The sequence below is a fragment of the Sphaerisporangium sp. NPDC004334 genome (assembly GCF_053602655.1).
In genome coordinates this window covers 349,799-375,056 of the sequence record NZ_JBSGDZ010000002.1, presented here as the reverse complement: position 1 = coordinate 375,056, position 25,258 = coordinate 349,799, and the positions used below count along the sequence as shown (strand labels likewise).

Here is a 25,258-nt window from a genome sequence, read left to right as displayed (position 1 = left end):
ATCGGCTTCGTCTTCCGCTCGACCCGCGACTCCGCCTTCGGCCGGAGCGACTGGAGGATCTTGGGCGGACACCGTGGAGGGGACCGCGGGCGCCGCGGCGGGCCCCTCGACCGCCTCGGCGATGGCCGGGGCCGGCTTCGCGGGTCGCCGAGCCGGCTCGCCGGTGGCCGGGACCAGGGGCGTCATGACGTGTGCGGGGGAATCAGGAGGCATCGCGGCAGGCCCGGTAGAAGTCGCGCCAGTCGGCGCGCTCGCGCACGACCGTCTCCAGGTACTCGTTCCAGACGACGCGGTCGGACACCGGATCTTGGATCACCGCGCCGACGATGCCCGCCGCCACGTCCCCGGCGCGCAGCACACCGTCACCGAAGTGGGCGGCCAGCGCGATGCCGCTGGTCACCACGGAGATCGCCTCGGCGGTGCTGAGAGTGCCGCTGGGGGACTTCACCGTCGTGCGCCCGTCCGCCGTCACCCCTGAGCGCAGTTCACGGAACACGGTGACCACCCGGCGGATCTCTTCGAGCCCGGTGGGCGTCGGCGGCAGCTCCAGCGAACGGCCGAGCTGCGCCACCCGGCGGGACACGATCTCCACCTCCTCCTCGGCCGTGTTGGGCACGGGCAGGACGACGGTGTTGAACCGCCGCCGAAGAGCGCTGGACAGCTCGTTGACGCCGCGGTCGCGGTCGTTTGCCGTGGCGATGACGTTGAACCCGCGCGCGGCCTGGACCTCCTGGTTCAGCTCCGGGATCGGCAGCGTCTTCTCGGACAGGACGGTGATCAGCGCGTCCTGCACGTCTGAGGGCATGCGGGTCAGCTCCTCGACACGGGCTAGCCGGCCTTCGGCCATGGCGCGCATGACAGGGCTGGGCGTCAACGCCTCGCGCGAGGGCCCTTCGGCGAGCAGCCGCGCGTAGTTCCACCCGTACCTGATCGCCTCCTCGGCGGTGCCGGCCGTGCCCTGTACCAGGAGCGTGGAGTCGCCGCTGATCGCGGCCGCCAGGTGTTCCGACAGCCAGGTCTTGGCGGTGCCGGGGACGCCGAGCAGCAACAGTGCCCGGTCGGTGGCGAGGGTGGCGACGGCGACCTCGACGATGCGGCGCGGCCCGATGTACTTGGGCGTGATCTCCCGGCCGTCGCCGAGCAGGTAGGTGGTCACCGCCCAAGGCGAGAGCCGCCAGCCCGGCGGCCTCGGCCGGTCGTCGGACTTGGCCAGGATCGCCAGCTCCTCGGCATAAAGGTCTTCCGCATGCGGACGCAGGACGGTCATGTCGGCTTCAGCTCGCTTCCGCGTAGTCGGCCAGATCGAAGATGGGGGTCAGAGGACGAACCGGTCGCGCCGCCACCGCGCCCCCGCGCGGCCCTCGCGGCGGGCCGACGGGATCACGCCCGCCCGCGCGCCGCGACCTCGCGGGTGGACGCGTCCCGCGTCCGTCCGTGGACAAGAGGATCGAAGGAGTGCACTCGACGCCCCCGCCCGCTGGAGGCGGGAGCGCATCAGAACGCCTCACGCGCGCTTCGCCCGGAGGCGAGATCGCGGAAGGACGGTCGGCATGCCCTCCTTCGGGGAAGCGGGGCAAGCCGGGCCGCGTGACGGGCCGGCGATGCGGGACGAGATTCACGCGCCGGCCTCCAGTTCGGCGAGCATGTCGGAGCGGAAGCGCAGGGTGGCGGCGACCTCCTGGACCGGCGGTTCGAGGGACAGCCGCGCCGCTATCGGATGGAAGGCCGGGTCGACGCGCTCGCCGGCCAGCCGCACCAGCTCGCCGAGGTTCCACGGCTGGCGTTCGACCGTGTCGAGGATCTTCTCCAGGACGGCCTTCGCCAGCGCCGCGCCCCACGGAGCGGGGACGCCACCGAGCATCATGATCAGCTGGCCGTCGACGGGCTGGTCGCGGACCAGCTCGGCGGCCTTGTCGGCGCGCTCGCCGGGAGGCAGGACGGCCAGCAGGTCGGTGAGCGGCTCCACGGCGAACAGCGCCCGCGCCCACGTGGCGTCGTTCTGCAGCACCGCGGCCCGCTCCCAGCCGAGCCTCACCTCTCTGGACCAGTCACCGTTGTTGAGGGCGACGATCTGCTTGGCCGTACGCCCGAAGTGGCCGGTCCAGAAGCCGAGCGGGGTGTGCGCGACGATCTGCTGGAGCCACCAGCTGCGCGGGCCCGTGCCGCCGGGCGCACGCGCGCGGACTCCGTCGCGTTCCATGGCGGCGTCACACGAGGCGGGCGGCTCGGCGACGAGCCGGTCACCGGCCAGCCGCAGGCACCGGGCGGCCCGCTCGGCCATCCGGCGGCCGAGCCGGGAGTCGGGCAGCCGGGTGAGCAGGTCGGCCGCCTGGCCCCGGACCTCGCGCCGCCGATCGTCGAGCGCGGCCTCGAGGAACGGCTCGTCCGCCATCGACAACCCCTCGGCCAGGGCATGGACGAACGCGGCCCGGTCTTCCGGAGACTCCTCATCCCAGCTCCGCAGCAAGAGCGCGCGAGCGCCCACGGGGTCGGCCGTGCGCAGACTTCGCAGGTAGGACAGTCGATCGCCGCGCGTGCCGAACTCCCAGAGAGGATGCGTCGGCACACTCACATCGTCCGGCCCCTCCGCCTCGCCGCCTCCCATGCCCGGCTCCGCGGGCCCTCCGGTCCCCTCAACGGCCGGCCCTCCGCCCATGCCCGGCGACCCGCCACCGGCCGGAGAGACGCCACCTGACGGACGTCCGCCAGGGGGTGGAGAGCCGACCGTGCCCGGAGGTCCACCACCGGTGGCGGGCAGGTGGGCGGAGGCCTCTTCGAGGAGGTAGGCCCACGAGGGGTTGAGGGAGGCCAGCCAGCGCCCCCTGGCCCCGGCCAGCACGCCGATGGGAGGGCGCAGGGAGCGGTCGCGCGCCCCCTGGTCCAGAACCGAGGGGATGAGCTTCGACGGCAGGCGGTACCCCCGCGCGGCGGCGGCCTCCAGCCATTCGGGCAGTAGCCGGGGATGCTCACCGCCGAGGATGCGCCCGGCGCGCTCACCCGCCGCGCGCGGCACCAGTGGTTGCTCCTCGGGAGACGCGACGGGCAGCGGCTCGCCCCTGTGAAGCCGCTGTCCCGCCCGCGTGCCCGCCGTGTGCGCCGCCGCCTTGCCCAGCAGACCGGGCACGGGCCGCCGATCGGTGCCCACCAGCGCGGCCGACACCAACCGCTCCCACTCCTCCGCGGTGATCGCCACGCCGCCGCTCCCCCACTCCTCCGCCGTACTCACAGGACCACCACCCGGTTCTCCTCGTCCCATGTCGTGAGGGGGCGCAGGCCGCGTGGCGTCCACTCGGCGGCGACGGTGACGGGCTTGCCCCCGGACACGGCCAGCAGCCGCCACGGGACGCCGGCCGAGGCATGCAGCGGCATCCCGCCGAGTAGCCCCGGCCGCGCACCCCCCGGACCGTGCCACTCGTCCTGTGGGCCATGCCGGTCACCTTCCGCGCTGTGCCGCTCGCTTTGCGAGCCGTGCCCGTCATCCCCCGGGCCGTGCCACTCACCCCTCGGGCCATGCCGCTCGCCCTGTGAACCGAGCCGCTCACCCCCCGGGCCGTGCTCGTCTCCCCCCAGGTGCTGCCGGCTACCTTCCGAGCCGTGCCGGTCATCACCTGGGTTGTGCCGGTCGTCCGGGATCGGGGTGGGGTCGGCGAGGAGCCATCGGTCAGCGCGTCCGGCGGGGACGACATCGGTCAGCACGACGGGCCAGGACTCCAGCCACGGGTCGGCGGCGAGCGCGGCGGCCAGCTCGTCCAGCGCGGCACGCGCCCCGGTCCCCGGTGGGGGCCCGGACGGCGCCGCCTGGTGCCGGACGGCGACCAGCGCGCGCAGGGGGGCGGCACCTGGATAGAACGCCAGCTCGGCGTCCATGACGGTGCCGGTGACCAGCGAGGCGTCCAGGGCCTGACCGGGTGGAGCGAACGACAGCACCAGGGCGGAACGGCCACTGGTGCGCCCGCGCAGCCAGACCCGGCGTGAGACAAGACGGTCCTGCTCTTCGTCGCGTGAGCCGAGCACGTGCCAGTGGTCGCGCACGGCCGCCCCCGCCAGCACCTCCTCTCGGGAGGTGGGGAAACCCACCCGCGACCGGACGGTGTCGCGAAGCGGCGCGGGCAGCTCGGGCGCGCGGCGGTAGCCGACCGCGAGCAGGTGGAGCAGGCCGTACTCGCCCAGGAGCCGGGCGGGCCAGTCTTCCTCGGCCAGCACGCGGGGCAGACGCGAGACGACGCCGGCGACGCCGGGCGCCTGCGCGTCGACCAGCCGCCTGGTCAGCTCCTCCCACTGCGCCGGAGCGCTCTTCCGGGCCCCGGCCAAGCCTTGGCCGATCTGGTCGGCCAGCCATCGTTCGAGCTCGGACAGGCCCGCCGCCACCCGCCGCTCACGCTGAGCGGCCCGCCGATCGGGCTCGCCGCCGTCGGCGGAACCCGGTCCGCCGGCCACGACACCAGGCCCGCCCTCCGCGGCACCCGGCCCGCCGTCCGCGAGCCTCGCCCCCCCGTCACCGAGCCCTGGTTCGCCGGGCTCCGCCTGCGCGCCGATGCCCTCACCGGCCGCGCCTTCGGTGTCGCCCGTGGGCGGGATCGCCGCGTGGCCGGGGCCCGAGCCGGAGCCGGCGTGACCGGCCGTCCCCGGACCGGCGTGACCAGCCGAGTCGGGGTCGGCGTGGGCGGCCGTCCCTGGGCCGGCGGTCGGGGTGCCGCTTCGTGGCGTGGCGGCCTTGGCGGCGCGGGCGCGGCGCTGCTCGAGCCACTCGGTGACCCAGTCGGGTGAGGCATCGGCGGACGGGACGCCGTCGGCGGACCACAGCAGGAGCAGGCCGAGCGCGTGCTTGCACGGGAACTTGCGGCTCGGACAGGTGCAGCGGTAGGCGGGCTCGGCGAGGTCGACGCACGCGCGGTACGGCGTGGCGCCGCTGCCCTTGCACTCACCCCAGAGCACGTCGGGCGTCGCCCCCGTCGCCGGCCACTTCGCCGGCGTGCTCACGCTCTGCGCGCCCTTCTGGGAGGATGCGTCGGGGGCGAGCGCGAGCACTTGTTCACGGCTCCAACGTTCGATCACACCAGGCACATTAGCCACGGCCTCCGACAAAAACCGGGCCGCGCGAAAGGGCCGGAATACCTCCCGGACCAGGGGTACGGGAGCACCATGAGTCTTATCTGGGAGCAAGTGGTCATCGACTCGGCCGACCCGGTCGCGCTGGGCGAGTGGTGGGCGAAGGCGCTCGGCTGGGTCGTGGTCAACGACGCCGAGGACGAGTACGAGATCCGGCTGGCCGAGGACGTGCTGCCGGGCCTTCTCTTCGCCCCCGTGCCGGAGGAGAAGGCGGGCAAGAACCGGCTGCACCTGGACTTCCGCCCGGTCGACCAGCAGGCCGAGGTCGATCGCCTGCTGGCACTGGGCGCCCGCCGGGCCGACGTGGGGCAGGAGGCGGTGCCGTGGGTCGTGCTCGCCGACCCCGAGGGCAACGAGTTCTGCGTCCTCGGCGAACGCGCGAGCTGAGCAGGGCACCAGTGTCGCGAGCTGAGCAGGGCACTAGAGTTCCGGCTGTGCTCGTGATGACGCTCGCCGCCTGTCCCGATGGTCCCGGTCTGGAGGCGGCCGATGACGACGATGCCCTCCGGGTCGCCAACGCGAGGCTGAAGGGTCCGGAGCCGGTGGTGGCCGTGGACGACGACGGCGGGCTGCGGTTCCTGCGCCGGGACGTGTCGGGGCGGTTCGTCGCGGTGCAGCGGCGCCCGCCGGTGGCCGAGGCGCTGGACCTGCTCCCCCACCCCGAGGGCGGGTGGTTCCGCGAGACGTGGCGGACCTCGGAAGGCTTCGAGCCGGCCGGGTACGGCGCGGTGCGGCAGAGCGCGACCGGCATCTACTTCCTCCTCCAGCCGGGCGAGGAGTCGGTGTGGCACGCGGTCCGGTCGGACGAGGTGTGGTTCTGGCACCGTGGCGGCCCGCTGACCCTCGTGCTCGGCGGCGACGGTGACCGGCCGGCGGCCGGGCGGGAGATCACGCTCGGCCCTGCGGTGGAGCGAGGTCAGGTGCCGCAGGCTTTGGTGCCGGCGGGCACCTGGCAGGCGGCACGCCCGGCCGGCGCCGAACAGGTGCTGGTGAGCTGCGTGGTCTCTCCCGGTTTCGACTTCGCCGACTTCACGGCCCTGTGACCTCGTGCCCGTCCGGCCTGAAGGGTGGGCGCGCGGGCCGCTGCCGGTGGGCCGCCCCCGCCGAGCGCAGCCGGCGGAGCGTCCAGCCGTGGCCGGAGGGGGTGAGCGGGACGGTGGCGGCGGTGAACACCTCGGCCGCGCGCCGGTAGGACAACCTGCCACGGCCGGTCACGGGGCAGCGGTCGTGCTCGGGCGTGCCCGGGGCCGCGCGGCGCCGCGTCAGCAGCAGCGGGCCTGTGGTGCGGCCGAGCACGAGCAGCCGCAGCAGCCGCGCCGTGCCGGGGCCCCAGCGCAGTGACGGGGAGTCCCTGACGCGCCGCCGCGCCAGGTCGAGGTCGTCGACGTCGAGGGCGAGCACGCGTTCCACGGTGGCCGAGGTCTCGTACAGCAGGCGCCAGCAGGCCTGTTCGCGCAGGTCGGCCGGCAGGCCGAAGATCTGCGCCACCTGCTCAGGGGTGAGCACCGCGAGCGCGGCCGCCGGCGCTGCGGGAGACCGGAGCCGGGCGCCCTCGACGTGCAGCGGATCGCCGTCGATCCAGCCGCGCACGCGCCACCACGCGAGGGCTCCGCGCAGGATCGACAGCTCGCGGCCGACGGTGCGCGGGTCGGCGCTCGCGGCGCGCTCGTCCAGCGCCGAACGCAGGCGCAGCGCGGTGGCCGGCGCGTCCAGCAGGGCCAGCGGCACGATGGGCGGGACGGCGCCGCGGCGCGCCCTCCCCCGCGGCGGGGTCCTGCCGACGAGCGCCCACGCCCAGGTGGCCAGCGCGATGCGGTAGACCCGCCGCGATGCCTCTCCCAGCCGCAGCGTGGCCAGATAGTGGTCGATCGCGACGGCGTACTCGACGGGCGGCGGGGAGGTGGTCACATCGCCCTCGCCACCGTGCGTACTCGGGTGCACGACGTGTCGCCTCTCTCGCCCGCCACGGGCGGTGCCGAGGTGGCGTCGCTTCGCCACCTCGTCGTCGAATGAACTGAACCGCAGTAAAACATCGCCGATCGGCATCTTCAAGGCTCACACTGCCGCAGTAAAAGACCTGTCGGACGACTGCCGGCGGTCGAAGTCTAGCCGGACGGATCATCAGGTCAACGGGGATACATCGCGAGCGGATGCGTCGCTGGAAGATGGTGCAGTAAAGGGACTCAACTTCTCTCAGCCGAACCATTGCATGGCGTGATGCCCACCACGCAGGGTGAGGGGCATGGTCGGGAGAAGGCTTCGGCGGCGCATGGCCGCGCTGGCTCATCGAGATCTGCGGCTGTTCTTCGTCGGCGAGGCCACTTCGCTGCTCGGCTCGGCGATGGCGTCGCTGGCCCTGGCCTTCGCCGTGCTCGGCGGCGGAGGCACGCAGTCGGAGCTGGGGTACGTCATGGCCGCCCGCATCGTCCCCATGGTCGCGCTCATGCCGTTCGCCGGAGTCGTCGCCGACCGGGTGGGCCCGCGGCGCGTCATGGTGAGCTCGGACGTCCTGCGCTGTGTCACCCAGGCGATCCTGGCCGTCCTGCTGCTCGCCGGACGTCCGCCCCTGTGGGCTTTCGTCGCGCTCGTCACGGTGTGGGGGGCCGGGGAGGCGTTCTCCATGCCGGCACGGGGCGCCCTCATCCCGCGGGTCGCCGCCGGCGGTGACCGGTACGCGGGCAAGCTGCGGGACGCCAACGCGCTCGCGGGCCTGGCGCAGTCCCTGGCGTCGGTGAGCGGCCCGGCGCTCGCCGGAGTCGCCGTCGCGGTGCTGGGCCCGGGAGTGGTGGTCGCCCTGGACGCGGGCACGTACGCGGTGAGCGCCGTCGCGCTCATGCTCCTCCGCCTGGCCCGCCCCGGTCCTCCACCGGTACCGGCCATGCGAGGGAGGGCGATCGGGGAACTGGCGGAGGGGTGGCGGCACTTTCGCGCACACTCCTGGCTCTGGGTCACGACCCTGCAGTTCACGTTGTTCAACATGCTCGTGTGGGCGCCGTTCCTGGTGCTCGGGCCCGTCGTCGCGCAGGAGCGGCTGGGCGGGGCCGGGGCGTGGGGGCTGATCATGGCGTGTTACGGCGGCGGGGCCGTGGGAGGAGGGCTCGCCATGATGGGCGGACGGGCGGTGCGCCGCCCCCTCCTGGTCGCGACCGTCGCCACCTTCGGCTGGGCTCTGCCGCCGGGTGCGATCGCCGCCGGGGCGCCGGTCGCGGTGATCGCGACCGGCGCGCTGGTCGCGGGGGCCGGCTCCGCGGTGTGCGGCACGCTCTACGCGACGACCAACCAGCGGTACCTGCCGGCGGGGGTGCTGGCGCGGGTCACGTCTCTGACCGGTGTGGGGGCGTTCGTCCTCGGCCCGGTCGGGCTGGCCGTCGCGGGTCCGGTGGCCTCGGCCGCCGGGGTGACCGGCGTGCTGGCCTTCGGCGCGGTCTGGCAGGCGGTCGCCTGCTGCGTCGTCCTCGCCGTTCCCGGCGTGCGCGGCCTGCCCGCGGCCCCGGCCGGGGTGGAGGACGCCGATGCCGCCGCGACCACCGACGAGGCCGCGCGGGTCTGATCAAGGGCGGGATTGTAGCGGCTTATGTCCAATTTGTTCGGTAATGCGAATGAGTAAATGTGCACATTCGACAGGCAATCCAACAGCGGCTCATCCGCGAATGGAGGGGGCAAGCACCGCAACCGAGCAGTGACATGAGAGGTACCGGAAATGAACAAGACCCTCGCTCTTCCGGGCGTCGTCCTGGCCGCCGGGCTGGCGGCGGCGGCCCTCGCGCCGTCGGCGGCCCAGGCGGCGCCGCGGTCCGCGAGCGCCACGACCGCCGCCGCACCGGCCTCCGCCTCGGCGGCCCCGGCGGCGGCGGTCTCGTCGGGCGCCTACTTCGTCGGGCATCTGACCGGCCGCAACGAGGTCCCGGTCAAGGGCGGGCCCGCCGTCGGGGACAAGAACGGCGCCGCTCTCGTCGCTCTGCGGATCAGCGGCGACCGCGTCACCTACGCCGTCCGGTGGGAAGGCATCGCCGCCCCCACCGCGTTCCACATCCACAAGGGCAAGGCGGGCGTCAACGGCGACGTCAAGATCCCGTTCTTCGGGGAGGCTTTGCCGGACGGCGCCCGTGCCCTGGCCGGCACGGTGAAGGCCGACCGGGGGCTGCTGTCCTCGATCAAGGCGAGCCCGTCCAAGTTCTACCTGAACGTGCACACCGGTGAGTTCCCCGGCGGCGCGGTACGCGCTCAACTCCACCGGGTGTCACACCCGATCGACCTGGCCGGCCTCCTCGCGCAGGACACCCACACGCGGCTGCACTCGGAGGGCAGCGGCGCGCAGGAGGTCCGCGAGCCGGGCAAGAAGGTCGGCGACCCCGACGGCGCCTCGCAGTGGCTGGTCGGCGTCAAGGGCTCCAAGCTGTACTACGCCACCATCTGGGACAAGCTGGACCCGGTCACTAACGGGCACATCCACCGTGGGAAGAAGGGCAAGAACGGCCCGGTGGTCGTGAACCTGTTCGCCGACGCCAACGGCCTGCCCGCGGGCGTGTACGGCATCGCGGGCGTCGCGCCGGTGAAGGGCGACATCGCCAGGGGCATCGTCAAGACGCCGAAGAACTGGTACACCAACCTGCACACCACCGGGTTCCCCGACGGCGCCGTCCGCGGCCAGCTCTACTCCGCCCACGGCTCCTGGTGACCCCCGAGATCCCCTCGACGCTCCACGGAGCCGGGACCTCCCGATGACCCCGGAAGTCCCCCGGTGATTTTTGGCCGCCGGGAGGTCTTCCGGTCCCCCGCGGTCTCCGCGGACCCTCACCGCCCCGCCCGCCGTACGTCCTCGTGCGGCGGGCGGTGGCGTTCCAGGACGTCGCGGACGCGGCCGGCGGGCCCGGCGAGGCCCGCGCGGGAGGGCGGCGCGAGTTGGGGAATGACTGGTCAGGCGGAACAATGGCAGGCAAGCGCCCATGCGAGGAGGTCAACGGTGACCCGCCAGATCGTCTCCGTCGTCGGTGGCAAGGCCGCCGAGGACGCCAACGCCTCGACCTACGACTCGGTGAACCCCGCCAGGACGGCCGAGACCGTGGCGAGCGTCCGGCTCGCCGGCGCCGCGACGTTCGCGTGGGCGTGCAGCGTCGCCTCGGCGGCGCAGCGCGAGTGGGCGCGGGTGCCCGCGCCGGTCAGGGGGCGGGTCATCGCCTCCATCGGCCGACTGGTCGAGGCCAACGCCGAGACGCTGGCCAGGCTGGTGACCGACGAGATCGGCAAGCCGTACGCCGAGGCCATGGGCGAGGTCCGCGAGATCGTCGACACGTGCGACTTCTTCCTCGGCGAGGGCCGGCGGCTGTACGGCCAGACGGTCCCGTCCGAGATGCCGGACAAGAGCCTGTTCACCTTCCGGACGCCGGTGGGGGTGGCCGCGGTGATCACGGCCGGCAACTTCCCGGTGGCGGTCCCGAGCTGGTATCTGGTGCCGGCGCTGCTGTGCGGCAACAGCGTGGTGTGGAAGCCCGCCGAGTACGCCTCCGCCTCCGCGCACGCGCTGTACCGGCTGTTCGCGGCGGCGGGCCTGCCCGACGGGGTGCTGAACCTGGTGTTCGCCGACGGGGCGGCGACCTTCGCCGGGCTCGACCAGGCACTGACGGAGGGCACGGTGCAGAAGGTCGGCTTCACCGGGTCGACGGCCGTGGGCCGCGAGATCGGCGCGCTGTGCGGGCGGCATCTGCAGTCGCCGTGCCTGGAGCTGGGCGGCAAGAACCCCATGGTGGTCATGCCGGACGCCGACCTCGACCTCGCCGTGGAGGGGGCGCTGTTCTCGGGGTTCGGCACGGCCGGGCAGCGCTGCACGTCCCTGGGCACCGTCCTGGTGCACCGGTCGGTGCACGAGGAGTTCGTCGGCAGGTACGCCAGGGCCGTGGCCAAGGCCACGGTCGGCGACCCCACGGGTGAGGTGCTGTACGGCCCGATGCTCGACCACCGGTTCGCCGAGCGCTACGAGCACTACCTCGGCTGGGTGGAGCCGCACCACACGGTGGTCACCGGGCCGACCGGCCGCATCACCGCCGACAACCCCCGGGGCGGCTTCGACGGCGCGGGCGGCCTGTACTACCACCCGGTGGTCGTGGACGGGGTGCGTCCGGGCGACCGGCTGTTCATGGAGGAGACCTTCGGGCCGATCGTCGGCGTCACCGCGTTCGGCGGACTGGACGAGGCGATCGAACTGGCCAACCGGCCGGGGTACGGGCTGTCGTCGTCGATCTACACCACCGACCCGGCGGCGGCGTTCCGCTTCCGGTCGGGCATCGGCGCGGGCATGGTCAGCGTCAACAACTCCACCTCCGGCGCCGAGGCCCACCTGCCGTTCGGCGGCAACGGCAGGTCGGGCAACGGCAGCCGGCAGTCGGGCCAGTGGGTGCTCGACCAGTTCACCCGCTGGCAGGCGATGAACTGGGACTATTCGGGCCGTCTGCAGAAGGCGCAGATGGACGTCGCCGAGATCATCCCCGACCTGGAGTTCCGCCTCTAGCGGGCTGTCCTGCGAACGTTCACCGGCTCGGGCGCCGTAGCGGGGCGCCGCCACCACCGCACCACGACCCGCCGACCCGGCGCCGATCACCTCCAGCACGTGGGCGGAGGTGGCGGGCCGTGCCGTCAGTGACCGCCGGGGGCGCCCTCCTCCAGCGGACGGCGTGTCCAGGGTCGGCGGGTGGGGTCAGGGACCGCCGGGGCCGCCTCGGCCGTCGTAGCCGAGCAGGCGCATGGCCGTCTCAGGGTCCATCGCGGCCGCCAGCAGTTGCGCGCGCTCGGTGGCCCGGTCTCTGGCCTCCTCGGCCCTGGCCCGGGTCGTCTGCTGGGCCCTGAGCATGATGAACGCGAGCACCCCGCAGACGATCAGCAGGCCGATCAGGACGATCAGCCCGGCCACCAGGTTGGTGGAGGAGAGCGCGGAGACGTCCGCGCCCATCGCGGGCGCGCCGCCGAACAGGGCCAGGCCGGCCAGGACGAACACCACCAGGGCGATGGCGGCGGCCAGCGCGATGAGGACGGGACGCAGCCGCCGGGCCTTGACGGCGGGCGGTTCCATGCCGGGCTGCGGCCCCGGGCCCGGGCCGGAGCGCGGGCGGTCGGGGCTCCAGGGGATGAACTCCGGCGACCCGGCCGAGCCGGGCACTGCCTGACCACCGGGCACTGCCTGACCCCCGGGCACTGCCTGACCCCCGGGCACTGCCTGACCCCCGGGTGCGCGCGCCGAACCGTTTCCGGCCGCCGAGCCGTTGCCCGTTCCCGAGCCGTTGCCGGGTGCCGCGATCAGCCCCGTTCCCTCACCGGTCACCGCACCCGGGCCGTCGCCGGTCCCCGGCCCGGCGGGCCCGTGCCCCTCGCCCGGAGCGTGCGGCATCAGGGTGGGCGTCGCGGTGCCGGTGTACGGGAGCAGCCGGCCGGCGATGACCGGCACGGGCGGTTCGGGCACGCGGGGGCGGGGCAGCGCCGTGGTGACGCGGCTGTGCGTGCGGTGCGCGTCGGCGGCCACCTCATGGTAGGCCTCGATCTCCTCGAAGAACGCGTCGGAGCCGTAGTCCGCGCCGTCGATCAGCGGCCCCCGGGTGCACTCGATGACCGCGACGACGTCGTCGCCGTTGAGGGTCTTGTGCTGCTCGAGGGCGTGGGCGACGCACAGGATCTCGCGGCGGTTGGCCCGCAGCAGGTCCTCGGTCTTCTTCAGCAGCCTGGCCAGGTTGAACTCGATGCGCTCGGCGAGCATGTCGGGGGTGAGGTGGTCGCGGCGCCCGCCGGGCTCCTGGGTGTAGCCGATGCCGCCTCCGCCGCCGGCGGGCGGCGCGGCCTTGCCGTCGCGGATGCCGAGCTGCTGGAGCGCGGGCAGGGAGGCCACGCCGACGCCCATGCCCCAGTACGCCTCCATGAGCCCGGTGACCATGGTGGCGCTCTCGAGGTCCCCGGAGACGCCCGAGGAATTGTCCTCCCCGAAGAACATGCGCTCTCCGGCCAGCGAGGCGAGCGAGACCATGATGTCGGCCTCGTACTCGCTGCGCCATCGGGTGAACTGGTCCTCGGGCTTGATGCTGGACACCATGCCGAGGTAGTCCGAGCCCTTCTCGATGGTGGCCAGGTCGATCTCCAGGTGCTGGCGGGTGCGGTAGGCGGCCACGGCGTGGCAGGCCTCGTGCACCGCGACGGCGTGGCGTTCGCGCTCGATGTACTCGACGTCCTCGGGCGGGCCGAGCTGCTTGAGGCGCTTGGCCGTCAGGACGTCGGCCCAGGTGATGACCTCGCGCCCGCCCCGGATGGCGGTGATCAGGGACTCGTTGACCAGGTCCTTGATGGTGGCGCCGGTGGCGTAGGGGGTGATCGTGGCGAGCTTGTCGAGCTGTTCGGCGGTGAGCTCGTGCCGGACCTTGTCGAAGTAGCCCTGGTAGGTGCGCACGCGCCCGGCTTTGGAGGGATAGCCGACCTTGTAGATGCGGTCGATGCGGCCGGGCCGCAGCAGCGCCTCGTCCAGCGAGTTGGGCATGTTGGTGGCCATCATGACCAGGATGCGGTACTTGGGCGGCGGCTTGGGCCGCATGCCGAGCAGCCGCCGCACGTAGCGGTTGAGGAAGCCGCGCGGCTTCTTCAGACCCGACAGCTCGGTCAGCAGCGCCTGCAGGGTGCCCTGGTCGCCGCTGCCCATCATGCCGCCCATGGGGCTGACGACCCGGTCGCGGCCGGGTCCGGGCGCCTCGGCGCGGGACGGCCCGAGCGCCTGGCGGGTCAGCTCCGCGCGGGTGTTCTCCGACAGGTAGCCGAACCCGTGGCAGCCGTCGGTGCGGAACGGCGCCGCGGGCGAGAAGCCGGCCGACCCGGGAGGCCCCTGCTGGGCGAGCGCGCCGCGCCGTCCGAGCGAGTCGGCCTCGTCGAAGAAGACGATGACGCCGCCGTACCGCAGGGCGAGCTTGCGCAGCTTGCGGAACAGCGACTTCACCTTCAGGATGCCGATGCCCATGAACATGTTGATGAAGGCGCCCGGGTCGACGAAGACGTAGGGCCGGCCGGTCTCGCCGGCGACCGCCTCGGCCATCAGGGTCTTGCCGGTGCCGGGCGGTCCCCACAGCAGCAGGCCGCTCGGCACGTAGCCTCCCTTGGCCTCGATCTCGTCGGGCTTCTCCAGGAAGACGATGTTCTCCTTGACCCGCTCGACGACGTGGTCCTGTCCCCACACGTCGGAGAAGCGGGTCTTGATGTCGTCGGGGAAGTAGGTCTCGACGCCGCCTCTGGACATGAACCAGAACAGGCCGACGAACTGGACGATGACGAAGAAGAACCCGAACGCGAGCTGCAGCCCGTAGGGAAGCACCTGCCACAGCAGGGCGGGGGCCTGGAACAGGGCCAGGGCGGGCGAGACGTCGAGCACCTGGCCGAGCACCAATGCCAGGACCGCGATCCAGAACAGCCACTTCAGCGCCCGGGCGATGCGGTAGCGGTTCCAGTCGCTGAACCGGCGGCGGCTCCACCGGTCGAACCCGCCGAAGACCCGCACCGTCCACAGGCGGTGGTAGCGGGGAGAGCGCTCGCTGACCAGGAAGTGCACCTGGCGCAGGACCTCCAGGCCCATCAGGGCCATGATGATCTGACCGGTGCGGTCCGCCGCCATGACCCGCACGGCATCGCCGAACGGCATGATTCCCTCGTACTCCGCCATGGTGTGCCACACCAGGACGAAGAAGGCGAGCGTCAGCACGAACAGGAACTTGACGCGGTCCCAGAACGGCATGGTGCCCCTGCCGAGGTCGGCGGGGCCGGAGTCCGGAGCGCGAAGGCCCATGGGCCGGTCAGGGGCGGGGGCTTGGTTCATCGGGGCTCCTCACCCGGTCACCCGGGAATTCGCTTGACCTTGAAGGACTGCGCGATCTTCCCGATCTCCCCGGCGCGCTCCCGGTAGCAGGTGGCCGAGCAGCGGATGAGCAGGACCGATACGCGCGTGCCGTCGGCGGCCAGGTAGGCGGTCTGATCGAAGGTCTGCACCGGTCCTCCGAGGACCTTGAAGTTGTAGACCACGTGGACGCCCCGGACGCCGTTGTCGGACGGCAGCACCTCGTCGTGCAGGAGCTCGAAACCTTTGAAGGGGTAGGCGGCCGACTCCTCCATCTGCTTGCGGAGCTCGTCGGTGACCACGACCGGCAGCATCCCGGCGTTGCGCAGCCCGTTCAGGGAGACCTGGTCGCGTTGCGCCTCGGTCAGGTCGGACACCATGGCGAAAGCGAAGGGCTCGTCGGGTACGGCAGCCGGGGCGAGCAGGTGGTCGGCGGACGGGGTGCCGAACCCGTCATAGGCGACCGTCCATGACAGCTTCTTCTCGGCCTGCGCGAGCGCGGAGCTCATGTCGCCGAAGATCTTCTCGTCGAGGGACTTCTGGTCCACTTTGCGCCACGACGCGGGCACCTTGAAGTAGCTCTGCCCGTCGCCGCCCATCACATAGGTGAAATCCGCACCACCACAGCCGGCCGACGCCCCGACCAGGACGGCGATCGCCGCCGCCACGACCAGCCGTGCCCCCACCCGCGTTCTCTCCACAGGGGCCATACCTCCGCTTTGCGGGCCAACACGGTAACTGTGCCCGCTTTTCGGAGCTCCTCCCCTTCCCCGACTGGGGAAATCTTGACCAAATCTTGCCGCAAGTTAGCTCAACTTGTTACATACCCGGACGTTCGGCGACCCCGCCACCGCTCCGGGAATAGTTGAAATCTAAACTTCTGTTAGGGGGAGTATCGTCGCTCCCCTGGCGGCTCCTCGCCGCCGACCTGTAGGAAGGGTTCCCATGCCGGCCGTAACCATCGACAACCCTTTGAGCCTGCCGCGCGTGGCCGCGCCGGCCGACGCCGTGCCCCGTCCCGTGCGGGGGGTCACGACCGCGCCGAGCGGCTTCGAGGGCGAGGGCTTCCCGGTCCGCCGGGCCTTCGCCGGCATCCACTACCGTCACCTGGACCCGTTCATCATGATGGACCAGATGGGCGAGGTGGACTACCAGCCCGGAGAGCCCAAGGGAACCCCCTGGCACCCGCACCGGGGCTTCGAGACCGTCACCTACATCATCGACGGCATCTTCGACCACCAGGACTCCAACGGCGGCGGTGGCACCATCACCAACGGCGACACCCAGTGGATGACGGCCGGAGGCGGGCTGCTCCACATCGAGGCGCCGCCGGAGCACCTGGTCGTGTCCGGCGGGCTCTTCCACGGTCTGCAGTTGTGGGTGAACCTCCCGGCCAAGGACAAGATGATGGCGCCCCGCTACCAGGACATCCGCGGCGGCAGCGTCCAGTTGCTCACCTCCCCCGACGGCGGCGCGCTGCTGCGCGTCATCGCCGGCGAGCTGGACGGCCACGCGGGTCCCGGCATCACCCACACGCCGATCACGATGATCCACGCGACGCTGGCGCCGGGCGCGGAGGTCACCCTGCCGTGGCGCGAGGACTTCAACGGCCTGGCGTACGTGCTCGCGGGCCGCGGCACGGCCGGCGCCGAGCGCCGCCCGGTCCACCTCGGCCAGACCGCCGTCTTCGGCGAGGGTTCCTCGCTGACCGTCCGCGCGGACGACAGGCAGGACTCCCACACGCCCGACCTGGAGGTGGTCCTGCTCGGAGGCCGCCCCATCCGCGAGCCGATGGCGCATTACGGGCCGTTCGTCATGAACACCCAGCGAGAGCTGCAGCAGGCGTTCGAGGACTTCCAGGCGGGGCGGCTGGGAACGATCCCGGCCGTGCACGGGATGTCCGAGGGCGGACCCCAGGGCTGACCCACCGGCTCCCACCGGCCCCCTGGCGGACCCCGGTGGACCCGTCGGATTTCGTCGGACCCCGGCGGCAGGGCGCGACCCCGCGCCTGCCGCCGGGCGGCCGACGACCGGACGGCGCTTCTCGCTAGTCTTTCCGCATGCCCACCGCACTGATCACGGGCGCGACCGCCGGCATCGGCGCCGCCTTCTGCCGCAGGCTCGCCGCCGACGGCTTCTCGCTGGTCCTGGTCGCCCGCGACGAGAAGCGCCTGGCCGCTTCGGCGTCGGAGCTGCACCGGCGCTACGGCATGTCCTGCCAGACGCTGCCCGCCGACCTCGCCACCGACAAGGGCATCGCGGCGGTGGAGGAACGGCTGCGCGAGGGCGTCGACCTGCTGGTGAACAACGCCGGCTTCGGCCACCCGGGCGAGGCCCTGGACGTCCCGGTCGCCGACGAGCTGGTCATGCTGCGCGTGCACTGCGAGGCGGTGCTGCGCCTGACGCTGGCCGCCCTTCCGGGGCTGCGCGCCCGGGGACGCGGCGGCGTGATCAACGTCGCCTCGGTCGCGGCCTTCTTCCCCTACGGCACCTACAGCGCGTCCAAGGCGTGGGTGGTGAACTTCAGCGAGTCACTGGCCGCGCAGATCCCCGAGCCGCGGGTGCGGGTGATGGCGCTGTGCCCGGGGTTCGTGCGCACCGAGTTCCACGAGCGGGCCTCGATCGACGCCTCGGCGATCCCGGCCTACCTGTGGCTGTCGGCCGACCGCGTGGTGGACGCCGCCATGCGCGACCTTGCCCGCGGCGTGCCGGTGAGCGTGCCCGACCCCCGCTACAAACTGATCGCCGCGGTGGGCAGGTACGTCCCGCGCGGCGTGCTCGGCCGGTTGTCCCGCCGCGCCGGCCGCTGAGCGGCCCAGGCGTTCCCCGGGCCGCCCAAGCCGGCGCCGCCGGGCGTCCCGGGGGTCACAGCCGCTCGACGTTGTCCCCCCGGCAGCGGTTGCGCGCGTCGAAGACGAAGGCGCTCGCCCTCTGGACCAGCTCGTAGTCGAAGCAGTCGTGGTCGGTGAGCACCACGACGGCGTCCGCGCGCGACAGCTCGGCCTCGGTCAGCCGCACCATGTCGAAGTCGGTGGGCAGCAGGAAGGTGTCCACGTGCGGGTCGGCGACGCTCACCCGCGCGCCGAGCTTGCACAGCGCCTTGGTCACCTCGATGGCCGGCGACTCGCGGCAGTCGCCGGCGTTCTTCTTGTAGGACAGGCCGAGCACCAGGACGCGGCTGCCCTTGACCGGCTTGCCCCGCTGGTTCAGCGCCAGGGCGAGCCGCTGCACGACGTGGTCGGGCATGTGGTCGTTGATGTCGTTGGCCAGCTCCACGAACCGGAAGTTGTGCCCGAGGCTGCGCTTGACCCGCCACGACAGGTACGAGGGGTCGATCGGCAGGCAGTGCCCGCCGACGCCGGGCCCCGGGGTGAAGCGCATGTAGCCGAACGGCTTGGTCGAGGCGGCGTCGATGGCCTCCCAGACGTCGATGCGCAACTGCTGGGCGAAGATCGACAGCTCGTTGACCAGCGCGATGTTGACGTGCCTGAAGGTGTTCTCCAGCAGCTTGCACAACTCGGCGACCTGGAGCGAGGACACCGGGACGACCTCGCGCACGATGCGCCCGTAGAAGGCGCGGATGCGCTCCAGCGAGGCATCGTCGATGCCCGAAACGACCTTCGGGGTGTTGTCCAGGCGCCACCGCGTGTTGCCCGGGTCGATGCGCTCGGGGCTGTAGCCGAGGTGGAAGTCCTCGGGCGTGCGCAGGCCCGAGCCCTCCTCCAGCAGGGGGCGCAGGTACTCCTCGGTGGTCCCCGGGTAGGTCGTGGACTCCAGGACCACCGTGGCGCCCGGCCGCACCAGCGGCGCGATGGCCGCGCCGGCGGAGCCGATGTGGCGCAGGTCGGGCACGCCGTCCCGCAGCGGCGTCGGCACGGTGATCACACAGACGTCGAACGCCTCCGCGTCGGCGTAGTCGGCGCTGGCCAGGTAGCGGCCCGAACGGTGCGCGGCCTCGAGTTCCTCGCCGCCGATGTCCTCGACGTAGGACTCGAAGGCGTTCAGGCGCTTGACCCGCCATTCGTCCACGTCGATGCCGACGACGTCGAATCCGGCCTCGACCGCTCTCATGGCCAGTGGCAGGCCCACATATCCCTGCCCGACGACGACCAGCTTTTCACGCATGTCCAGACCCCCGCGTCTTCGGAAACGATATGCACGACTGTAAAAGGCCGCCCTTGTTATACCGCCGATCCGGCGGCCCTCCGGGCGTGTCGTTCCGCGGGCCATGACTTGGCGGGCGATAGTGAGGCCGGACATCGATCCGAGCGGTATCGACCCGAATGGATGAATTGTGCCCAACCTCTTTTATCTGCTTTTTTCCGGACGGCGGCCACCCCACCGTCTCCGGCCGGCCATGGTCCTCGCGGCCTCCGTCCTCGCCGCGCCCTCGGCCGCGCACGCCGCGACCGCTCCGCAGGCCGTGGCGGCCGTACGAACCGCGCCGAGCGCACCCGGGAGGCCGGGAGCATCCGCGGCACCCGGGGTGCCGGGCGCACCGGCCGCGCCCGGGAAGGCCCGCGTGATCGTGCCGCCGGTCCAGCTGGGTGAGGCGGCCGACTGCGCCGTCCTCGCGGGCGCCGCGGTGACCAATACGAACATGAGCCTGGTCACCGGCGACGTCAACGTGACGCCCGGCGACACGGTCAGCGGGTTCCCGCCCGGCGCGGTGAGAGGGAGCATCGACGTGGACAACGCCGAGGCCAGGCGCGAGAAGGCCGCCGCGGTCGCCGCCTATCACGAGGCCGCCTCGCGAACGCCCACGGCGACCATCCCGCCGAACCTGGGCGGCAACGCCGTGCTGACCGCCGGGGTCTACAACACGCCGGGCGGCGTCTTCACCCTGAGCGGGACGCTCAAGCTGGACGCGCAGGGGGACCCCGGGGCGGTCTTCATCTTCCAGGCGACGACGCTGGTCACGGAACGGGTCAGCAACATCGACCTGCTCAACGGGGCGCAGGCGGACAACGTGTTCTGGGAGGTCCGCGACTCCGCGACCCTCGGCAAACTGTCCACCTTCCGCGGCAACCTGATGGCGTACAAGTCCGTCACCGTGCAGGCGGGGACGGCGATGTTCGGCCGCGCCATGGGGATCAACTCGGCGGTGCAGCTCATCGGCACCACGGACGGGCCGCCGACCCACGTCACCGTGCCGGACAACCCGCCGACGTCCACGACGCTGTCCTCCTCGCCGAACCCCTCGCACACCAACCAGCCGGTGACCTTCACCGCCACGGTGCTGGGCAGCGACCAGGGATTCCGGCCCACGGGGACGGTGCTGTTCAAGGACGGCTCGGCGGTCATCGGGTCGGCGATGCTGAACACCTCGGCGGTGGCCACGTTCACGACCTCCTCGCTACCTCTCGGGGCGCGCCAGATGACGGCCACCTATGTGCCCAACGGAACCGCCGTGTACGAGAAGTGGGTCTACTTCGCACCGAGCGTCTCCCCCGTCCTCGTCCAACAGGTGCAGAGCTGAGCGTGCCGCGCCGGAACTCGGGCACGGGTCCTGAGCATGTCGGCGACAGCCTTTACGGTTGCCGGCCATCTGGAGCGATAAATATATTCAAATCAGCATATGCACAACGGTAAAGCAGCTAGGGATCGGGCAACTATTGCAAATAAGGACCCGGGATCGTAAAGTCGGCAATACAAAGCGTTATCGAGGCAGCCGTGATCTCCACCACCCCACTTGGCACCGGTTCCAGGTGCCATTATCCGCACATCTCATGAAATTTCATCAGCCCTGGTGAACCGTCCCGCCGCATTTCCGGCCGCCACGGTCATCCGGGCGCCGTTTCGCGGCTCATCATGAAAGCGGCCTCGACGCGTGCCCATCGGTCGCCCGCCAGGCGCCGAGATCACCGAGAAGTTGAGTGTCATGAACAACTCCCCCCTCCCACCCGGACCTCCTCTCCCCTCATCCCGCACCTCGCTCCGCCGTGGCCCGCGCCCCGGCGCCCCGCGGCGGGGCTTCGGCCGCGCCTGTCTGGTCGCGGCCGTGTCCGCCGTCCTCACCGTGGCCGCCTCCGTGGCCGTCCCCCGCGCAGCCGCGGCGGCCGTTCCGCCGATCACCCTGGGCGACGCCGCCACGTACGGCGTGCTCGCCAGCAACTCCGTCAACAACACCAACCAGACCGCCGTCACCGGTGACCTCGGGGTGAGCCCGGGCAGCTCGGTGCTCGGCTTCCCTCCGGGCACCGTCAGCGGAGCCACGCACGCCGGCGACGCCGCGGCCGCCGCCGCCATGGCCGACGCCATCGCCGCGAACAGCGATGCCGCGTCCAGGACCCCGGTCGTCACCGTGGCCGCCCAGCTCGGCGCCACGACCAAGGGCCCCGGCGTCTACACGCCCATCGGCGGCACCTTCCAGATGACCGGGACCCTGACGCTGGACGCCCAGATGGACCCAAGCGCCCTGTTCGTCTTCCGCGCCACCACGCTCACCACCGCCAATGTCGCGAACGTCGCACTGATCAACGGCGCCCAGGCCGACAACGTGTTCTGGCAGATCAGCGGGTCGGCCACCCTGGGCACCATGTCCACCTTCCGCGGCAATGTGCTGGCCGGGAGCAACGTCACGGTGAGCAGCGGCGCCGCTGTGTTCGGCCGGATCATTCCCATGAACGGCACCGCCGTCCTGCAGGGCACGACCACCGGGCCGAGTACCCGGATCAGCGTTCCCAACGACCCGCCGACCACCACCGCCCTGACCACCTCGGTGAACCCGACAGCGGAAGGTCAGTCGGTCACCTTCACCGCCACGGTCAGCCCGGTCTCCGGCACCCTCATCCCACAGGGGCAGGTAGCGTTCAAGGACGGCGACACCGTCATCGGGACGGACTTCGTCAACTCCTCCGGCGTGGCCACGTTCAGCACCACCTCCCTCCCGCCGGGGCAGCACCCGATCACCGGGGTCTATCTGGGCGGCGACACCTCCAGCGGCGAGGCCGTCATCCACTTCGCGCCCAGCACGTCCAACCAGATCGTCCAGACCGTGCGGGCCTCGCTCTGGGACAACTCCGCGACGCCGGCCGTGGCGTCGTCCGCCGACGACCGGGCCGTCACCCTCGGCGTGAAGTTCACGCCGGCGGCCAACGGCACGATCAGGGGCATCCGGTTCCACAAGGGGTCACTGAACACCGGCACCCATGTCGGTTCTTTGTGGACCACCGGCGGAACCCAGCTCGCCAGCGCGACCTTCAGCGGCGAATCCTCCTCCGGGTGGCAGCAGGTCACCTTCTCCACCCCCGTCGCCGTCACCGCCGGGACGACCTACGTCGCCACGTACTTCACCAGCTCCGGGCACTTTTCCTACACGCTGAACTACTTCGGCGCGCCGTACGACAACTACCCCCTGAGCGCTCCCGCGGACGGCGCCCAGGGCGGCAACGGCGTCTACGCCTACGGCGCCGCCAACACCTTCCCCTCCAACTCGTTCCAGTCCGCGAACTACTGGGTCGACGTGCTCTTCGTGCCCGCCAAGAGCATGTGGGCGCCCACGGCGGTTCCGGCGCTGCCCAACGACCCCGACACACGGCCGGTCGTGCTGGGCGTGAAGTTCCAGGCCACCACGGGCGGCGTCATCGAAGGCATCCGGTTCTACAAGGGATCGCTGAACACCGGCACCCACACCGTGAGCCTGTGGACCACCGGCGGCACGCTGCTGGCCGGCGCCGTCTCCAGCGGTGAGTCGGCGTCCGGCTGGCAGCAGGTGAACTTCGCGACGCCGGTGCCGATCAGCGCGGACACGACGTACGTGGCGTCGTACCACACGACCTCCGGATCCTTCTCGAAGACCGCCCCGTACTTCACCTCGCAGTACACCAGCGGCTCCCTCATCGCCCTGCTCGACGGCCAGCAAGGCGGAAACGGCGTCTACGCCTACAACTCCGGCAACGTCTTCCCCACCAACACCTTCCAGAGCTCCAACTACTGGGTGGACGTCGTGTTCACCGTCACCTGACCCACCGACCCCATCCCCACCGCAGGCGCCGCGCCTCCCCCGGAGGCCGGCGCCTGCCCTCTGGAGCGCCGACGGCGAACCACCTAATACCCTCCCGAATCCGGCCGCCGCATCGCCGTTCCGCGCGGACGGCCTCGCAACGTGGATCGCCGAGATCGCCGGCCCGCCCCACACGGCAAAGACCGCATTCGTCGACGTGGGAGTAAGGGTTCGTCCAGGGCTCGCCAACACGACGGGGCGTCGCGCCCGCCGACCGGGCGGCCGTCTGTTCACTGCCCGGGTGAGCATGATCGATCTGGGCGCGATCCCCTTCAACCATCCCCACCTCGCGGCGAACGAGCTGGACTACCTCGCCGAGGCGGTGCGCGGCGGGCTCACCTCCGGCGACGGCCCGTTCACCCGGCGCGCCACCGCGCTGCTGCGCGAGGTGACCGGGGCCCGCCAGGCGCTGCTGACCACCTCCTGCACCCACGCGCTGGAGATGTCGGCGATCCTGCTGGACCTGCGCCCCGGCGACGAGGTGGTCATGCCGTCGTTCACCTTCGTGTCCACGGCGAACGCCTACGCACTGCGCGGTGCCGTGCCGGTCTTCGCCGACTGCAGGCCCGACACGCTGAACCTGGACGAGCGCCTGGTCGAGGGCGCGATCACCGAGCGGACCCGCGCGATCGTCGTCGTCCACTACGCGGGGGTGGCGTGCGAGATGGACGCCCTGTGCGCCGTCGCCGACCGCCACGGCCTGGCCCTGATCGAGGACAACGCCCACGGCCTGGGCGGCTCCTACCGCGGACGGCCCCTCGGGTCGTTCGGCCGCATGGCCGCGCAGAGCTTCCACGTCACCAAGAACGTGCAGTGCGGGGAGGGTGGAGCACTGCTGCTCAACGACGACGAACTCGCCGCGCGCGCCGAGATCGTCCGCGAGAAGGGGACCGACCGCAGCCGGTTCTTCCGCGGCCAGGTGGACAAGTACCGCTGGGTCGAGATCGGGTCCAGCTACCTGCCCTCCGACGTGCTGGCCGCGCAGCTCACCGCCCAGTTGGAGTCCTTCGGCGACATCCAGGCGCTCCGGCACCGGGTGTGGCGCGGGTACCACGAGGAACTGGCCGACTGGGCGACCGGACACGGGGTCGCCCGGCCCGCGGTCCCGGACGGCTGCGCCCACCCCGCGCACCTGTACTACCTGCTGATGCCCGACCTGCGCTCCCGCCAGGGCATCATCGCCCACCTGGCGGACAGGGGCGTGCGGGCCGCGTTCCACTACCAGCCGCTGCACGCCGCCCCCGCGGGCCTGCGCTACGGGCGCACGGCCGAGGGCGGCTGCCCGGTCACCGAGGACGTCGCCGACCGCCTCGTCCGGCTGCCCCTGTTCGCCGGCCTGGCCGAACCCGAGGTCGCCCGCGTCGTCGAAGCCGTCCGCTCCTACACCCCCCGCACGCCGTGACCTCCCGCGACACCGAGAGCGGCGCCGGCCGGGGACCGGCGCCTCCCCCACCCGCGGCGGCGCCCACGACGGCGGACCCCGCAGCCGACGCGCCGACCCGGACGCGGGCCCGGCCCCGGCGGCCGCGCGCCGTGCCCTCCCCTCTGGAGACGGCACGGTTCGGCCGGACGGTGGAACGTCTCACCGTCACGGCCGAGTCCCCCGTCACCCTGCCCGGCGTGCGGGAGGCGATCCTCGCCTCGACCGCCGAGGTCCTCGTCCTGCGGTACCCCGCCGAGCACGTCACGTGGTTCGCAGAGCTGACCGGGCTCGGCCGCACGGCGGTCTTCGCCGACGCGCTCGTGTACTGGCGGCTGGACGCCGGGCGCGGACGCCCACCCGAGCCGTCGCCCGGCCTCGGCACCAGGCCGATCGGCCGCGCCGCCGAGGTCGAGGACCTCGTCGGCGCCATCTTCTCCGGCTACGCCAACCATTACGCGGCCAACCCGCTGTTCACGACCGTCCAGGCGGTCGCGGGGTACCGCGAGTGGGCGCTGCGCTCCGCCGAGGAGGGGCGCTGCCTCGGGCTGCACGACCTCGGCGGCCAAGCCCTGCTCGGCCTGGCCACCCTGGACGAGGACGGCCCCGCCACCGAGATCCTGCTCGCCGGCGTGGTCCCCTCGGCCCAGGGGCGCGGGCTGTACGCGCACCTGCTCAAGGGCGTCGAGGACCGTGCGGTCGCCCACGGCGCGGCGCGGGTCGTCATCTCCACCCAGGCCCACAACGTCCGCGTCCAGCGCGCCTGGGCCCGCTACGGCTTCGAACCCGTCCGCACGGTCCTGACCGTGCACCTGCTCCGATAGCGCCCCGCCCGCCGTCACGCCGGGATCGCGGTCACCAAGCGTCCGGGGACGGT

At 72.4% G+C, this 25,258-nt stretch carries 19 protein-coding genes; 11 read left to right on the top strand and 8 right to left on the bottom strand.

The features are described from left to right. Positions 1 to 202: 202 nt before the first annotated feature. The 3 genes from ACWEN6_RS03520 to ACWEN6_RS03510 all read right to left on the bottom strand — a co-directional run bounded on the left by ACWEN6_RS03520 (position 203) and on the right by ACWEN6_RS03510 (position 5,055). On the bottom strand, positions 203 to 1,267 hold the full coding sequence (locus ACWEN6_RS03520; protein ID WP_354839371.1) for an ATP-binding protein: 1,065 nt from the start codon (positions 1,265 to 1,267) through the stop codon (positions 203 to 205). Positions 1,268 to 1,615: 348 nt separating this feature from the next. Beyond that, entirely contained in the window at positions 1,616 to 3,226 is a 1,611-nt protein-coding gene (locus tag ACWEN6_RS03515; protein WP_452568775.1) for a DUF5691 domain-containing protein, read from the bottom strand. Further along, positions 3,223 to 5,055, bottom strand: a complete 1,833-nt coding sequence (locus ACWEN6_RS03510) for an SWIM zinc finger family protein (RefSeq protein WP_452568774.1) — start codon at positions 5,053 to 5,055, stop codon at positions 3,223 to 3,225. The genes ACWEN6_RS03515 and ACWEN6_RS03510 overlap by 4 nt, the downstream gene beginning before the upstream one ends. 87 nt (positions 5,056 to 5,142) lie before the next feature. Here ACWEN6_RS03510 and ACWEN6_RS03505 point away from each other — a divergent pair, with 87 nt between their 5' ends. Together ACWEN6_RS03505 and ACWEN6_RS03500 are read left to right on the top strand one after the other, a co-directional pair. Then, positions 5,143 to 5,496, top strand: coding sequence for a VOC family protein (locus ACWEN6_RS03505; RefSeq protein WP_354839362.1), 354 nt, complete (start codon positions 5,143 to 5,145; stop codon positions 5,494 to 5,496). 56 nt (positions 5,497 to 5,552) lie between these two features. Then, positions 5,553 to 6,152: a cupin domain-containing protein gene (locus tag ACWEN6_RS03500; RefSeq protein WP_452568796.1), complete on the top strand. Its 600-nt coding sequence runs from the start codon at positions 5,553 to 5,555 to the stop codon at positions 6,150 to 6,152. Here ACWEN6_RS03500 and ACWEN6_RS03495 read toward each other — a convergent pair. Beyond that, positions 6,139 to 7,050 (bottom strand): site-specific recombinase, encoded by a 912-nt coding sequence (locus ACWEN6_RS03495; protein WP_452568773.1) that lies wholly within the window; start codon positions 7,048 to 7,050, stop codon positions 6,139 to 6,141. The two genes, ACWEN6_RS03500 and ACWEN6_RS03495, sit on opposite strands and share 14 nt — an antisense overlap. A 301-nt stretch (positions 7,051 to 7,351) precedes the next feature. Between ACWEN6_RS03495 and ACWEN6_RS03490 the strand changes: the two genes are divergently transcribed. The 3 genes from ACWEN6_RS03490 to ACWEN6_RS03480 all read left to right on the top strand — a co-directional run bounded on the left by ACWEN6_RS03490 (position 7,352) and on the right by ACWEN6_RS03480 (position 11,614). After that, positions 7,352 to 8,659, top strand: a complete 1,308-nt coding sequence (locus ACWEN6_RS03490; RefSeq protein WP_452568772.1) for an MFS transporter — start codon at positions 7,352 to 7,354, stop codon at positions 8,657 to 8,659. A 150-nt stretch (positions 8,660 to 8,809) separates the two neighbouring features. Further along, on the top strand, positions 8,810 to 9,787 hold the full coding sequence (locus tag ACWEN6_RS03485; protein WP_452568771.1) for a CHRD domain-containing protein: 978 nt from the start codon (positions 8,810 to 8,812) through the stop codon (positions 9,785 to 9,787). A 285-nt stretch (positions 9,788 to 10,072) separates the two neighbouring features. Then, the gene (locus ACWEN6_RS03480; protein ID WP_452568770.1) at positions 10,073 to 11,614 is read left to right on the top strand and encodes an aldehyde dehydrogenase family protein; all 1,542 of its coding nucleotides are present in this window, start codon (positions 10,073 to 10,075) and stop codon (positions 11,612 to 11,614) included. A gap of 186 nt (positions 11,615 to 11,800) precedes the next feature. Here ACWEN6_RS03480 and ACWEN6_RS03475 read toward each other — a convergent pair whose 3' ends face one another. Then, entirely contained in the window at positions 11,801 to 14,938 is a 3,138-nt protein-coding gene (locus tag ACWEN6_RS03475; protein WP_452568769.1) for an AAA family ATPase, read from the bottom strand. A 17-nt stretch (positions 14,939 to 14,955) separates the two neighbouring features. Continuing rightward, positions 14,956 to 15,657 carry a hypothetical protein gene (locus ACWEN6_RS03470; RefSeq protein ID WP_452568768.1) on the bottom strand — a complete coding sequence of 234 codons (702 nt, stop codon included), beginning with the start codon at positions 15,655 to 15,657 and terminating at the stop codon, positions 14,956 to 14,958. Between the two features lie 244 nt (positions 15,658 to 15,901). Here ACWEN6_RS03470 and ACWEN6_RS03465 point away from each other — a divergent pair, with 244 nt between their 5' ends. Both ACWEN6_RS03465 and ACWEN6_RS03460 read left to right on the top strand, forming a co-directional pair. After that, positions 15,902 to 16,879 carry a pirin family protein gene (locus ACWEN6_RS03465; protein WP_452568767.1) on the top strand — a complete coding sequence of 326 codons (978 nt, stop codon included), beginning with the start codon at positions 15,902 to 15,904 and terminating at the stop codon, positions 16,877 to 16,879. 137 nt (positions 16,880 to 17,016) lie between these two features. Further along, entirely contained in the window at positions 17,017 to 17,766 is a 750-nt protein-coding gene (locus ACWEN6_RS03460; RefSeq protein ID WP_452568766.1) for an SDR family NAD(P)-dependent oxidoreductase, read from the top strand. A gap of 55 nt (positions 17,767 to 17,821) precedes the next feature. Here ACWEN6_RS03460 and ACWEN6_RS03455 read toward each other — a convergent pair whose 3' ends face one another. Continuing rightward, a complete protein-coding gene (locus tag ACWEN6_RS03455; RefSeq protein WP_452568765.1) occupies positions 17,822 to 19,081 on the bottom strand; it encodes a nucleotide sugar dehydrogenase in 1,260 nt (419 codons plus the stop codon). Between the two features lie 397 nt (positions 19,082 to 19,478). On the opposite strand from ACWEN6_RS03455, the gene ACWEN6_RS03450 reads away from it, so the two are divergent. After that, the gene (locus ACWEN6_RS03450; RefSeq protein ID WP_452568764.1) at positions 19,479 to 20,435 is read left to right on the top strand and encodes an ice-binding family protein; all 957 of its coding nucleotides are present in this window, start codon (positions 19,479 to 19,481) and stop codon (positions 20,433 to 20,435) included. A gap of 248 nt (positions 20,436 to 20,683) precedes the next feature. Here the strand turns inward: ACWEN6_RS03450 and ACWEN6_RS03445 are convergent, their stop codons facing one another. Then, complete coding sequence (locus ACWEN6_RS03445) at positions 20,684 to 20,839, bottom strand: hypothetical protein (RefSeq protein ID WP_452568763.1); 156 nt, start codon at positions 20,837 to 20,839, stop codon at positions 20,684 to 20,686. Between the two features lie 118 nt (positions 20,840 to 20,957). Here ACWEN6_RS03445 and ACWEN6_RS03440 point away from each other — a divergent pair, with 118 nt between their 5' ends. The 3 genes from ACWEN6_RS03440 to ACWEN6_RS03430 all read left to right on the top strand — a co-directional run bounded on the left by ACWEN6_RS03440 (position 20,958) and on the right by ACWEN6_RS03430 (position 25,205). Beyond that, positions 20,958 to 22,922 (top strand): DUF4082 domain-containing protein, encoded by a 1,965-nt coding sequence (locus ACWEN6_RS03440; protein ID WP_452568762.1) that lies wholly within the window; start codon positions 20,958 to 20,960, stop codon positions 22,920 to 22,922. Positions 22,923 to 23,208: 286 nt separating this feature from the next. Further along, positions 23,209 to 24,363 (top strand): dTDP-4-amino-4,6-dideoxygalactose transaminase, encoded by a 1,155-nt coding sequence (rffA, locus tag ACWEN6_RS03435; RefSeq protein ID WP_452568795.1) that lies wholly within the window; start codon positions 23,209 to 23,211, stop codon positions 24,361 to 24,363. A 170-nt stretch (positions 24,364 to 24,533) separates the two neighbouring features. Continuing rightward, positions 24,534 to 25,205, top strand: coding sequence for a GNAT family N-acetyltransferase (locus ACWEN6_RS03430; RefSeq protein ID WP_452568761.1), 672 nt, complete (start codon positions 24,534 to 24,536; stop codon positions 25,203 to 25,205). Positions 25,206 to 25,258 lie beyond the last annotated feature (53 nt).